The 13,448-nt window shown below is 39.6% G+C and carries 13 protein-coding genes; 10 read left to right on the top strand and 3 right to left on the bottom strand.

What is annotated here, in order from left to right; genetic code table 11:
• Nucleotides 1-2: 2 nt before the first annotated feature.
• Nucleotides 3-593 carry a TetR/AcrR family transcriptional regulator gene (locus KXJ59_RS13425; RefSeq protein WP_295205588.1) on the bottom strand — a complete coding sequence of 197 codons (591 nt, stop codon included), beginning with the start codon at nucleotides 591-593 and terminating at the stop codon, nucleotides 3-5.
• Between the two features lie 178 nt (nucleotides 594-771).
• On the opposite strand from KXJ59_RS13425, the gene KXJ59_RS13420 reads away from it, so the two are divergent.
• The 3 genes from KXJ59_RS13420 to KXJ59_RS13410 all read left to right on the top strand — a co-directional run bounded on the left by KXJ59_RS13420 (nucleotide 772) and on the right by KXJ59_RS13410 (nucleotide 4,023).
• Nucleotides 772-1,695 carry a PfkB family carbohydrate kinase gene (locus tag KXJ59_RS13420; RefSeq protein ID WP_295205585.1) on the top strand — a complete coding sequence of 308 codons (924 nt, stop codon included), beginning with the start codon at nucleotides 772-774 and terminating at the stop codon, nucleotides 1,693-1,695.
• Between the two features lie 290 nt (nucleotides 1,696-1,985).
• Nucleotides 1,986-2,975 (top strand): aspartate-semialdehyde dehydrogenase, encoded by a 990-nt coding sequence (locus tag KXJ59_RS13415; protein WP_295205582.1) that lies wholly within the window; start codon nucleotides 1,986-1,988, stop codon nucleotides 2,973-2,975.
• A 265-nt stretch (nucleotides 2,976-3,240) separates the two neighbouring features.
• Nucleotides 3,241-4,023 carry an IPT/TIG domain-containing protein gene (locus tag KXJ59_RS13410; protein WP_295205579.1) on the top strand — a complete coding sequence of 261 codons (783 nt, stop codon included), beginning with the start codon at nucleotides 3,241-3,243 and terminating at the stop codon, nucleotides 4,021-4,023.
• Nucleotides 4,024-4,032: 9 nt separating this feature from the next.
• Here the strand turns inward: KXJ59_RS13410 and KXJ59_RS13405 are convergent, their stop codons facing one another.
• Both KXJ59_RS13405 and ligA read right to left on the bottom strand, forming a co-directional pair.
• Nucleotides 4,033-4,704 carry a DUF2461 domain-containing protein gene (locus KXJ59_RS13405; RefSeq protein ID WP_295205576.1) on the bottom strand — a complete coding sequence of 224 codons (672 nt, stop codon included), beginning with the start codon at nucleotides 4,702-4,704 and terminating at the stop codon, nucleotides 4,033-4,035.
• 4 nt (nucleotides 4,705-4,708) lie between these two features.
• Nucleotides 4,709-6,829: an NAD-dependent DNA ligase LigA gene (gene ligA, locus KXJ59_RS13400; RefSeq protein ID WP_295205573.1), complete on the bottom strand. Its 2,121-nt coding sequence runs from the start codon at nucleotides 6,827-6,829 to the stop codon at nucleotides 4,709-4,711.
• Between the two features lie 143 nt (nucleotides 6,830-6,972).
• On the opposite strand from ligA, the gene KXJ59_RS13395 reads away from it, so the two are divergent.
• The 7 genes from KXJ59_RS13395 to KXJ59_RS13365 all read left to right on the top strand — a co-directional run bounded on the left by KXJ59_RS13395 (nucleotide 6,973) and on the right by KXJ59_RS13365 (nucleotide 13,432).
• The gene (locus KXJ59_RS13395) at nucleotides 6,973-7,710 is read left to right on the top strand and encodes an NUDIX domain-containing protein (protein ID WP_295205570.1); all 738 of its coding nucleotides are present in this window, start codon (nucleotides 6,973-6,975) and stop codon (nucleotides 7,708-7,710) included.
• Between the two features lie 261 nt (nucleotides 7,711-7,971).
• Nucleotides 7,972-9,066, top strand: coding sequence for a SusE domain-containing protein (locus KXJ59_RS13390; RefSeq protein ID WP_295205568.1), 1,095 nt, complete (start codon nucleotides 7,972-7,974; stop codon nucleotides 9,064-9,066).
• 84 nt (nucleotides 9,067-9,150) lie between these two features.
• Nucleotides 9,151-10,026, top strand: a complete 876-nt coding sequence (locus KXJ59_RS13385) for a YicC/YloC family endoribonuclease (RefSeq protein WP_295205565.1) — start codon at nucleotides 9,151-9,153, stop codon at nucleotides 10,024-10,026.
• Between the two features lie 44 nt (nucleotides 10,027-10,070).
• Entirely contained in the window at nucleotides 10,071-10,538 is a 468-nt protein-coding gene (locus tag KXJ59_RS13380) for a gliding motility lipoprotein GldH (RefSeq protein ID WP_295205562.1), read from the top strand.
• Nucleotides 10,535-11,512, top strand: coding sequence for an ATP-binding protein (locus tag KXJ59_RS13375; RefSeq protein ID WP_295205559.1), 978 nt, complete (start codon nucleotides 10,535-10,537; stop codon nucleotides 11,510-11,512). The genes KXJ59_RS13380 and KXJ59_RS13375 overlap by 4 nt, the downstream gene beginning before the upstream one ends.
• Nucleotides 11,509-12,213: a response regulator transcription factor gene (locus tag KXJ59_RS13370; protein WP_295205556.1), complete on the top strand. Its 705-nt coding sequence runs from the start codon at nucleotides 11,509-11,511 to the stop codon at nucleotides 12,211-12,213. Before KXJ59_RS13375 ends, KXJ59_RS13370 begins: the two co-directional genes overlap by 4 nt.
• 85 nt (nucleotides 12,214-12,298) lie before the next feature.
• Entirely contained in the window at nucleotides 12,299-13,432 is a 1,134-nt protein-coding gene (locus tag KXJ59_RS13365) for a formimidoylglutamase (protein WP_295205554.1), read from the top strand.
• The last annotated feature ends 16 nt before the right edge of the window (nucleotides 13,433-13,448 follow it).

Below are 13,448 nucleotides of genomic sequence, written 5' to 3'. Positions count from 1 at the left end.
GCTTATTGAGTTAATCCACCTACCAAAATCGTCACCATGTTCTCTTCCAGTTCCGATGCACTGATTTTTTGTGTTGATCTGTGCCAGCTCTCAATACCGCTGATGGCGTGTAATATGATAAGTACGGCAGTAGGGGCATCAATTTTTTTCACTTCATTGTTGCGTATGCCCGATTCTATAATGGCTGCAAAACGCTTCCGGTAAATACGACGCTGGTTTTGAAAATTTGATAGATAAGGGTCTGCGAGGTGTTTCCATTCGCGGTCGCTTACATAAACTTCTTCATAGTGGTGAATCATTTCGTTGATATGAAAACGAAGGAGTTTTTCAATTTTTTCAATAGCAGGAATTTTTTCTGCTTCTACTTCATCAATCCTTTGCAAAAAACGGTTGGCTACACTGAAACAGAGTTCATGTAATAATTCTGTTTTCGATTTGATGTGGTTGTATAAACTGGCAGCTTCTACACCAACCGCTTCTGCCAGGTCGCGCATACTGGCTGCTTTAAACCCCTTTTCTCTGAAGAGTGAAGCAGCTTTGGTTACAATCACGTCTTTGCGTGATATGTTTTTATCGGTCTTTATTCTAGCCATGCTACGAAGATAAACAGCTAACGTGTGTTAGCCAAAAAATGATTTGATATATTATTTTTTGTTAGTTTTTGAGCGAGATATTATTTCCGGGTGTCTTGTACAATCAAATATGTAGACCCAGACTAGTATTTACCCCTCAAATACGCTAGTTTCGCACCCCGATAGCAAAAATTAATCTATGTCTTTAGTAGTTGTCGGATCCATGGCTTTTGATGCCATTGAAACCCCGTTTGGTAAGAGTGATAAAATAATAGGTGGTGCAGGTACTTATATTGCCTGGTGCGCCTCCAACTTTACCCCAGTTAAGCAAATTTCTGTAGTAGGTGGCGATTTCCCGCAGGAAGAGCTGGATCAGTTAACAGCCCGTGGTGTTGATTTATCGGGTGTTCAGATTAAAAAAGACGAAAAAACTTTTTTCTGGAGTGGTCGTTACCATATGGATATGAATTCACGAGATACACTCGAAACCCAGTTGAATGTATTGGAGAATTTTGAACCGGTGGTACCCGAAAGTTTTCAGGACTGTGAATTCCTGATGCTGGGTAATCTGGTGCCTGCGGTACAACGAAGCGTGATTGAACAGCTGAAAACCCGTCCGAAACTGATTGTGATGGATACCATGAATTTCTGGATGGAAATCATGATGGATGAACTGAAAAAAACACTGGCCATGGTTGACCTGCTGATGGTGAACGACAGTGAAGCACGTCAGTTGAGCGGAGAATATTCATTGGTAAAAGCTGCTGCGGCTATCATGAAAATGGGGCCCAAATACCTGATCATCAAGAAAGGGGAACATGGTGCATTGCTGTTTCATGAGAACAAAGTATTCTTTGCGCCGGCTTTACCATTGGAAGAAGTGTTTGATCCAACCGGTGCAGGTGATACATTTGCAGGCGGTTTTATTGGTCATATTGCACGTACCAAAGACATTTCTTTTGAGAACATGAAAACGGCCATTATCGTAGGCAGTGCTATGGCTTCTTATTGTGTAGAGAAATTCGGAACCCAGCGTTTGAGAGAAATCAGTAAAGAAGATATCAGCAATCGTATTAATGAATTTGTACAGTTGGTGAATTTTGATATTGATCTGGTAGGGTAGTTGATAGTCCATGGTCAATAGTCCATAGTTAAAGATTCTGCTATGGACCATGGACCACAAACTATGGACTAAAAAATCTTTTGGCTAAAAAACAAAACGCCTCTATTTTCGCAAAGTAATGATGACAATGAAACATACAAAACGTATTAAGAAACCTCTCTGACCGGGAAGTGCCTGAACGTTTGTGTATGATCGAACAATATACTCAGAGGCCTTCCCGAAACGGAAGGCCTTTTTGTTAGCAACAACCATAACTGAACAAACAATCAAAACAAAAACAAACAAACATCATGAAAGTAGCAGTTGTAGGTGCCACGGGGCTTGTAGGCACCAAAATGTTGGAAGTGCTCGCAGAGCGTAATTTTCCTGTAACAGAACTTGTTCCGGTAGCTTCAGAAAGATCAGTAGGTAAGGAAGTGAGCTTTAAAGGAAAACAGTACAAGATCGTGAGCATGACAGATGGTATTGCAGCCAAACCTGCTGTTGCTATTTTCTCTGCCGGTGGTAGTACATCACTGGAATGGGCGCCCAAATTTGCGGAAGCGGGTATTCGTGTTATTGATAATTCTTCTGCATGGCGTATGGACCCCACTAAAAAACTGGTAGTACCGGAAGTAAATGCAGATGTGTTAACCAAAGATGATTTCATCATCGCCAACCCTAATTGTTCTACCATTCAGATGGTAGTGGTCTTGCAACCGCTGCATAAACGTTATGGCATTAAACGTGTGGTAGTAAGTACCTACCAAAGCGTAACCGGTACGGGTAAAAAAGCAGTGGATCAGTTATTCAATGAAAGAAAAGGAGTAGAAGGGGAGATGGCTTATAAATACCAGATAGACCTGAATGTGATTCCTCAGATTGATGTATTCCTGGATAATGGCTATACCAAGGAAGAAATGAAAATGGTAAATGAAACCAAGAAAATTATGCAGGATGACAGCATCCGTGTAACTGCAACTACAGTTAGAATACCAGTAGTTGGCGGACACAGTGAAAGTGTGAATATTGAGTTTGAAAACGATTTTGACCTGGTAGAGCTGCGTGCCATTTTAGCTGCTGCGCCGGGAGTAATTGTACAGGATGATATTGCCAACCAGCAATACCCCATGCCATTATGGGCACATGAAAAAGATGAAGTATTTGTAGGTCGTTTGAGAAGAGATGAGACACAAGCAAACACATTGAATATGTGGATTGTAAGCGATAATCTCCGTAAAGGAGCCGCTACCAATGCTGTTCAGATTGCAGAGTATTTATCGGTGAAAGGATTGTTGTAATTTTTTAAAGCCACAGATTCACAGATTTTGTTTAGTAATCTTTGAATCTGTGGCTTTTTTATTCCCAAATGAGTTGGATGAAAAGTAATATTAATGGTAAGGTTTCTAAAATTGATGATTTCCGGTACGATTAATTAGTTTGTATGTTCCTGAAAGTTAAGCTGTTAGAAAATTTCTTGAGATAGATGGCCTATTAAATTCAGGAGTAGTTACATATAATTTCATTAGTATTTTAAAAAATATTAATTTGTGGTAAAACCCGGTTATGTCCAAGATGATAAAACTTATTGGGAGTATTTTTATTGTAATTTTTTTATCCTCTTGTGATAAGGAAGAAGTACCCGTTTTAAAACCTGTTATCACTTCTTTCTTGCCAATAAAAGCTACTCTTTCAGATCCCATTAGAATTGTAGGAAAAAATTTTACTGGCGCAACTGCTGTAGATTTTGGTGGGGTAGCAGCATTAAGTTTTACCATACAATCTGATAGCGTAATAATGGCAGTGGTTGGCAATGCAGTTAGTGGAAATGTAACTGTTCATAATGCTAATAATAAGGCAGCATTAACCGGGTTTGTGTTTTATCAATCTCAAGATTATACACTCTATGGTACCGCTAATTTTATTGAACAACAGTGGCCACAAGGTAATTTGATAGCATCACAGCAATTGAGTGATACAGCTTTTTTTGCTGTGCTTGAGTTGAATAAGTATGATACAGCCAGAAATGCTTATGTAAATACCTTGGCATATTTGAATTACGCTTCTCAGGAGGGATATGTTAGACTTGTAGGTCTCGCACCCGATTTAAAATCAAGTATAAGTCGGAAAGAGGGGTTTATGAAATTTATAAAAAGTAGCCCTTATCCTTTTTTTGTTATTTATGCAAAAAAAACAAGTAATGGGTTTGAAATACCAATGCAAGGTCTATATCAGGGTGTTGGAACTTATATAATTGGTACAGGTGCTTTATCAAATGGCAAGTTAACATTAACATATAAAACTGAATACAGGGGAAGTATTAAAGAAGCTGTTGTAAGCCAGCAATAATCAAATCAATCACTCTTCTATTCCCCTGTTCAAAAACAATATCAACGGCTGCAAAGTTTCAAAAGCAGCAACAATATCTTTTGCCAACTTATCAGATGTAAGCTGAGTATCTGTAAATGCAGTAGTAGCCACCCAACTCTTTAATTTAATGTACTCAATTGCTGGATTGTCTTTCTCATATCCCTTCGGCTCTCTGCTCAGTGCCATACCCTCTTCACGCTGTAGTGCTTTATAGGTAGCAACAAATTTTTTGTTTTGGATAATCCTGTTGAATTCATCCCAGTTATAATCAATTTCCTGTCTTACTTTTTTAATCACCTCTGCTTCAGGCATCCATAAGCCACCGGCTGCAAAACTCTTCCCGCCAGGTTCCAGGTGAAAATAATAACCGGAGAAAAGCGATTTTTTCCCACCCCTGCTCAGGTACATACCCATATTGGTTTTATAAGGGTCTTTATTTTTACTGAAACGAACATCGCGATTAATACGAAAAACACATTCTTTGGCTGTGAGTGAAGCAATCGAAGCATCTTTCTTTCCCAAACCTTTGATCACTTCATTAACTAAACTGGCATAATCGGCCTTAGCAGTTTCAAAAGATTTCCTGTTTTCATCGAACCATGTTTTATGGTTATTTTTTTTCAGGTCTTTCAGAAATTTAAGGGTACTGTTCTGTAACATAATTTTATTGTGTTGCAATCAATTCCAGAAATTCTGTTTCCGTAATGATTTTAATGGTATTAATTTTTTTTGCTTTCTCCAGTTTGCTGCCGGCATCTTCACCCACAACTAAGTAATTAAGATTCTTACTTACCCCACTAACAATCTGTCCGCCATGTTGTTCTGCCATTGCCTCTGCTTCGCTTCTTTTCAGCTGACTTAATGTGCCGGTAAACAGGAAAGTCTGCCCCTGTAAACTGCCACTGCTGCCAATTTCTTTCTTTTTGTTTTTAAGCTCAAGTCCAAGCTGCTCCAGTTGTTCCAGCATATGAATGTTTTGTTCATTGCTGAAAAACTGGTGAATACTTTTAGCTACTTTGGTGCCCACATCTTCCAATTGTTGTAACTCTTCTTCTGTTTTATTTTTAAAATCGAGCAGGTGTTCTACTGCATTGGCCAGGGTTTTGGCGGTTGTTTCGCCTACGAAACGAATGCCGAGTCCATATACCAAACGATGCAATGGCTGTTGTTTTGATGCTTCGATAGCTGCTGTGAGGTTGTCGAGGCTCTTCTTTCCAAAACCTTCCAGTTGACCAATTTTTTCAAAATCAAGTGTATAAATACCGGGAATATCTTTTAGTAAACCCATTTCATAAAACTTCCGCACATTGGCTTCTCCAAAACTTTTGATGTCCATGGCATCTTTACTCACAAAATGAATCATCTTCTCTACTACCTGCGCTTCACATTCGATATTGATGCAACGCCAAACTGCTTCACCCTCTTCCTTGAATAATTCGCTGTTGCATACAGGACATTGTTTGGGGAACAGGATGCTTTGTTCTGTTCCGTCTCTTAATTCGCTTTGCGACTTAACAATCTGTGGAATAACATCGCCGGCTCTTTCAATTAATACAGTGTCGCCGATTTTCAGGTCTTTTTCCTTGATGTATTCTTCATTGTGAATAGATATACTGCTTACCGTAACACCACCCAGATAAACAGGGTCGAGTTTGGCCACAGGTGTAACAGCCCCGGTTCGGCCTACCTGAAATTCTACATTACGTAATTTTGTGGTAGCCTGTCTGGCTTTAAACTTGAAAGCAATGGCCCATCGCGGATGATGAGAAGTCATACCCATCTGCTCCTGTAAATGAAGATCGTTTACTTTAACAACCATACCATCAATTTCATAGGGGAGATTATCTCTTCCCGCTTCATATGACTGGCAGTAATCAATTACACCCTGAATGCCTTTCACCACTCTTTTTTCTTTCTCCGGTGAACGAAATCCAAGTTGCCATAGCAGTGAAAGATTACCACTATGCGTCTCCAATAATGCTTCGTACTTCCGTACTTCCGTACTTCCGTACTCTTTTGTATAATAACTGATATGATACAAAAAGGCGTCCAGCCCTCTCTCTGCTACATCTTTCGGGTCTTTCATTCTTAAACTGCCTGATGCAGCATTACGTGGGTTGGCCAGGGGAGAGAGGTTTCTTGTAGCTAATAACTGGTTATAATGATTAAAGGATTGTTTACTCATGATTACTTCACCTCTTATTTCTACCTGTTGAATTCCTGCAGATGAAAAATCGGCTGATAAGGGTATTGAACGTATCTGTCTGATATTACTGGTAATTTCTTCCCCTTCCACCCCATCTCCCCTTGTAGCTGCACGAACCAACTGATCGTTTTCATAGATCAGCGAAATACTTGCTCCGTCAAACTTGGGCTCAATACAGTATTCAATTTCTTCTAAACCGGTGAGTTCTTTTGCTTTCCGGTCAAAATCAATCAGGTCATCTGCATTATAGCTGTTGTCGAGGCTCAGCATGGGAACAAGGTGACTTACCGTTACAAACTGACTGTTAAGGCTATTACCCACACGTCGGGTCGGAGAGTCGGGGCTGATAAGATTGGGGTAATCTAACTCTCCTTTTTCAAGTGTTTTATAAAGCAGATCATATTCCTGATCGGCAATCAATGGGTCATTGAGTACATAGTAACGATATTCATGAAATTGTAAAACCTGTCTTAATTTACTAATATGATCAGGTAAAATGGAGAAACCTGTTTCACCGGTTTCTTTTAATAAGTCGGTTGTAAGATTTTGTAACTGACGCGTTAGGTCGGGGGAATACATAGCTATATTTTACAAGATAAAGTTAATTGCTAATCGGATAAGGTGGATTTGATTTGTTGACAGATACAGGCTATTTGTAAACTTTGTATCTTGCCCCACCCTTATTATGGCGATCTGTTCGCTAAAAACTGATGAGTATTCCGATGAAGAAAACAAGCGCTGCTGTGGCTCCAACAAACCATATGGTAAAAGAAGCGGTACAATTAGTACAGGCATATCCTAAAGTACCCCTCACAGTAGATTGTGTGATTTTTGGTTTTGAAGAGAATAAACTAAAAGTGTTGCTTATTAAAAGTGACCTCGAAGTTTATAAAGGACAGTATTCATTACTTGGCGATATTGTTCAGGATAATGAAGACCTCAATGAAGCTGCTTACCGTATACTGAAACAAAGAACCGGAATGAGCGATGTTTTCCTGGAACAGGTAAAAGTTTTTGGCGGCCCGGGAAGACACCCGGGTGGCAGGGTGGTTACTATCGCTTATTGTTCATTGCTCAACATTAATCACCACGAATTAAAAATTCACGATAACGATCTTGACTGGTACGGGGTAAACACCATCAGGGAACTGGCATTTGATCATAAGCTCATTGTGGATGAATGTCATACCTGGTTACAGAAAAGAATACAGGAACACCCACTGGGGTTTAACCTGCTGCCTGAAAAATTTTCTCTCCGTGAATTACAAAACCTTTATGAAGCTATTTTAGGCGTTAGTTTAGACAGAAGAAATTTCCGTAAAAAATTTGCATCGATGGACCTTTTGATTGATATCGACGAAATGGAACAGGATGTACCACACAGACCCGGCAAACTCTACAAGTTCAATTTCGAAAAATACGCCAAAAGTAAGCGCAAGTGGGTAGGTATTGATTTCTAATTAGTTAGACATAGCTCTGTGTCATTTCCCTTTCCTTAATTTAAACAAGAATGGTTTTTGTCGTTTTATTACGACAGGATAAACTGTATTCAGACTACCTTAAAACCCTATCAATACTATATGATGGGGAAAAATCTGTTTATACTTTTGTATTAATACCAAGCCCCCAAATTTATCCCCCTCATTAAAATTCCAATATCCATTTTCAATGTGAGTTGAACTATGTGTGTTTTGCATTGAAGGATTTTAATTGGATCAATAATGAGAAAACTGCCGCACAATTTCCTGTTATTTACCTGCATGTTTGTAATACCGCTTTTTTTCTGCAAAAAGCAGGTAGACTTTGCCAAAGCTGTGGCACATGACCATCTTCCGCCATTATCGTTAACCGTTTCATCTTCTTCGGTAGCCCTCTTTCAGGCAAATGCCAAATTAAATACTGTTCGTTTCGATTGGGGATATAATGGCAGCATAGTAAATGATGCGGTTTATTATACGATTCAGTTTTCATTAAAGGAAGACCAGTTTGAAAACCCCCTGGAAGTGCCGCTGGGCAGCAGTCTGGCAGCAGGATTTTCGGTGGAAGAATTCAATCAATTGATGCATAAACTTATTGAACCGGGAGATGCCGGTGATGTAGCTGCAAGAATTAAGTATATGCGTCAGGTAGCTTATACCCAGAAAGTAGTGAGCGGTGATGAGGTTTATTATTCAGATCAGGTTCTTTTAAAAGTAACTACCTACCGGCATATTATTGCTTATTCAAGTCCCGACTTTTTTACTTTACCCGGTAATTATCAGTCATGGGATCCACTGCTGGCACCAAGAATTGTTTCAAAGCCCGGAGAGAGAGAATATGAAGGGTATGTTTATTTTCCGATTGAATACCCCCAGTTTTTACTGGTTCGTGGTAACCAATGGTCTGATTTTATTTTTGGTTATATCGGTGGTAATAAATTTGGCGTAAAAGGGTCATCACTTTCCATTTTTGGTGGTAAAGGCAGTTATCTTATTCAAGCCAGTACAAACACCAATACATGGGTGTACACAAAAATCAATTCATGGAGTATAACCGGCTCGGCAGTTCAGCATAATGGGAAACTGGATTTAACAATGACACAAGACCCTTCAAACAATTGTATCTGGCATGCAAGTGTAAACCTTATTGAAGGCGATTTATTTTTCAGGGCGAATAATAATAATGCGATTAGGTTTGGTAACGACTGGCCTGCTATTGACCATGTTCCTGATTATAATGCAGACCCAATTCGTATTACCAGAGCAGGAAAATATACTATTGAGTTAGACCTGTCTATTGCAGGTAATTACCTCTATCATATCCACAGAAATCGCTGATAATTGTAGTGTGTTACCAGCTGCAGGCGCTTCCGCATTGTTTTTCAATCATTTCAACTACTTTTACCATCCAACAGAATTACTATGCTATATTCAATGACAGGTTATGGAAGATCGGAGCAAACCATTGGCGATAAAACATACCTGGTAGAAGTTCGTTCCTTAAATGGAAAACAGTTTGATTTGCGTTTGAATATTCCGGCACTTTTAAAGCCGTTTGAATTTGAAATCAGGAACCTTTTAAACGAAGTATTGCAGAGAGGAAGTGTTGAATGTGTGATTACCATCAAGCAAAATGGTGCCAATAAACCTGTTTCAATTAATAAAGAACTGGCAAAAGCTTATTATCAGCCGGTAGCAGAACTGGCCGATGAATTGCAATTACAAAAAGGCGATATTCTAAGTACCATTCTCAAACTGCCTGATGTTATTACCCCTTCTACCGAAATGTTGAGTGATGAGGAATGGAAGGGGTTTGAAACAGTATTAAAAGGAGCAGTGTCTGAATTGAACAACCATAGAAAAGATGAGGGCCGTTCACTGGAAGCAGATCTGTTATTACGCTTGTCCAATATTGAAACACATCAGAAAACAATTTCTGAACTGGAGCCTTTACGCAGAACTAAAATCAAGGAAGGAATTGTAAAAGTGCTGGAGGAAAATGTAGGCAAAGAAAATTATGATCCCAATCGAATGGAGCAGGAACTGATCTATTACATTGAAAAAATTGATATCAGCGAAGAACAGGTGAGATTGAAAAATCACTGCGATTATTTCCGTGCTATTCTTGCAGATAAGGAAGCCGGGAAAGGCAAAAAACTCTCTTTTATTTTGCAGGAATTCGGCCGTGAGATCAATACCATGGGCTCAAAAGCGTATGATTCGCAGATACAGCAAACGGTCATCCAGATGAAAGATGAATTGGAAAAAGCCAAAGAACAGATATTAAATGTGTTATAAAAATACCTGTCACCAGTATTGATCACTTCTTAATTTTTTTATCAGTGAGACCGGCGTATTACAGCTTATTGTTTCTGAGTATTTTCATGATAGCCTGTGGCACCAATAACGTATTTGAAAGAACAGAACGTTTCGCCAGTCATGAGTGGATGGTCAGTCAGGAGCCATTGATGAAGTTTGAAATAGCTGATACAAGTTCTTTCTATAATATTTATGTAGTCATCAGGCACACCGATGCCTATCGGTATAATAATATCTGGCTCAATATCACTACACAATCGCCCAACGATACACCACGGACACAGTTATTGGATATCAGTTTAGCCGACAATACAAAGGGCTGGCTGGGAAGTGGAATGGATGATATTTTCGACAGAAGGGCCCGTATTACCCAGGCCCCCATTCGCCTGAAAAAAGGTACTTATACATTTAAACTGCAACAGGCCATGCGTGAAGATCCACTTGGCTATGTACTGAGTGCAGGTATTCGTGTAGAAAAAGTACAACCATGACTTCTAAAACCAGTAAACGGCTTACCGTAGTAACGGTAGTATACTGGATACTACTATCATACATTGTGGCAGCACTGATCTGGTGGTTTATTGCACTTGAAAAACAGAACCGTAATATTACCAATGTACGTTTACTGGAACTGTTAAAAGATGACCCTCAGTATTTCGAGAAAGCTACACAGATTGAAGCAGCCAAAAAAAGAAAAACAGCGCAGTATGTAGGAGAGGGAGTTACATTTCTCGCCTTGATATTGGTAGGTGCAGTATTTGTATTCAGAGCTACCCGAAGACAATTATTGTTGTCGCAACAACAGCAAAATTTTATGATGGCGGTAACACATGAATTAAAAACGCCTATTGCAGTAACAAGATTAAACCTTGAAACCCTTCAAAAAAGAAAACTGGATGAGGAAAAACAGCAAAAACTGATTGTCAACACCCTGCAGGAAGCCAACAGGCTGAATATGCTGTGTAATAATATTTTACTGGCGGCACAATTAGATGCGGGTGCTTATACTACAACTAAGGAAGAAATTAATTTCTCCGATCTGGTAGAAGGATGTATTGATGACTTCCGCAATCGCTTTCCACAAAGAGCAGTATCGGAAAATATCGGTGAAGGCCTTTACCTGAATGGAGAGCAGCTTTTATTACAAATGCTGGTAAATAATTTACTGGAGAATGCCATGAAATATTCGCCCAAAGAAAGTTTAATTACAATTACCTTGAAGGCAGATAAAAGCGAGCTGGAACTAACCGTTTCAGATGAGGGCATCGGTATTGCCGATGATGAGAAAAGAAAAATTTTCGACAAATTTTACCGGGTCGGCAATGAAAATACACGCAGTACAAAAGGTACTGGTTTGGGACTTTATCTCTGCAGCCGGATCGTAAAAAGCCATAATGGCTACATTTCTGTGACAGATAATCAGCCACAGGGTAGTAATTTTGCAGTTACATTACAACAGGTATGACAAATTCCAAGGCCACTATATTATTGGTAGAAGACGAAGAAAACCTGCATGAGGCACTAAAACTGAACCTCGAAATGGAGGGGTATGAAGTAAGCTCGGCCTTTAATGGCACAGAAGCACTTAAAAAAGTGGCAAATGAATATTTCGATCTGATTGTACTCGATATCATGTTACCTGAAGTAGATGGTATTGCTGTAACAGAAAGCATTCGTGTTAATAATAACGAAGTGCCAATTCTGATTCTGAGCGCCAAAAACAGCAGTACAGATCGCGTACTTGGACTAAAAAAAGGGGCTGATGATTACCTCACCAAACCTTTTAATCTCGAAGAACTGCTGCTGCGTGTAGAAAAACTGATTGAAAAGAATAAGAAAATGCTTGAAAAAGAAACCGTGGGAGACAGTTATGAATTTGGTGACAATAAGATTGATTTTAAAGCCCAGGATGCAATAAGCTGGAATGGACAACATATAGAATTGAGTAAAAAAGAAGCCATGTTACTCAAATTGCTTATAGAGAACAAGGGTGATGTGGTAACCCGTGAAAAAATTTTGCAGGTGGTTTGGGGTTATAACGTATATCCAACCACAAGAACTATCGATAATTTTATCCTGAGTTTTCGTAAATATTTTGAGGCAGACAGCCGCAACCCCCGCTATTTCCACTCGGTAAGAGGTGTAGGTTATAAATACACCGACTAGCGGACTTGCCGACTTCCGGTCTTTCTGACTTTTTTAAACACAATTTTCAGCCGCAATAAACGTTATTGCTCTGAAAAAACTACGCATGTCGCTACAAACTATTATAGATTTCCTGGAGCCGGTAAACATAGCCCGGTTATCGAACGATGAAGGTTTTAAGGATACACAGCTGGGTAAACATATTGCTGTGTATGATGAGGTTTTTCCGGAAATCGATCATGCAGATCTGGTGCTGGTAGGCTGTGGTGAAACGAGGGGCGCCGGGATACAATTTGTAAATACCGATGGTCCGGATGCTATCCGTTCAGAATTTTATAAACTATACCACTGGCATACAGAAGTAGCAGTGGCCGATTTGGGTAACGTAAAATGCGGAGCCACCCTGCAGGATAGCTATGCTGCATTAAGAATGGTGGTACATGAGTTACTGTTACTGGGAAAAAAAGTACTGATTCTGGGTGGCTCACATGATGTAACTACTGCCCAATACCAGGCACATACCATAAATGGAAAAATAATCGATGCTGTTTGTGTGGACTCGAGGATCGATATGGATATGGATAGCGTATTGCCGGCCGATAATTTTCTGGTCGATATGTTTACCGGTATGCCCAATCACCTGAAACATTATAATCATATTGGTTTTCAGAGTTATTTCATGCATCCGCAAATGCTGGAGACAATAGATAAACTTCGTTTCGATTGTTACCGCGTTGGGAAAGTAAAAGAGGATATGAGTGAAATGGAACCTGCTATCCGTAACAGCGAATTATTCAGTTTCGATATTGCCGCCATTCAGCACGCACATGCACCGGCTAACTATATTACCCCCAACGGTTTCAATGGAGAAGAAGCCTGTACACTTATGCAGTATGCAGGTATGAGCCACACCTGCTCAACTATTGGCATATATGGTTATATACCGCAACAAGACCTGCATTCGTTAACGGCTAAACAAATATCTCATATGATCTGGTATGCCATGGATGGTATCCAGAAAGGAAAGCAGGAAGCATCACTTGAGGATAGAAATTCATTTAATGAATTTACCATGGCTTTTGCAGAAGTAGAAACCGTTTTCCTGCAAAGCAAAAAAACAGGCCGCTGGTGGATGCAATTACATGACGGTAAATATGTAGCCTGTAGCTATCGCGACTACCATATTGCTTCCAATAACGATATTCCCGAAAGGTGGTTAAGAGCAGCGGAAAGAATTTAAAATCTTTAATTGTGTA

This window comes from Sediminibacterium sp. (assembly GCF_019264485.1).
Classification (GTDB): Bacteria; Bacteroidota; Bacteroidia; order Chitinophagales; family Chitinophagaceae; genus Sediminibacterium.
This window is presented reverse-complemented; position numbering and strand designations above follow the sequence as displayed.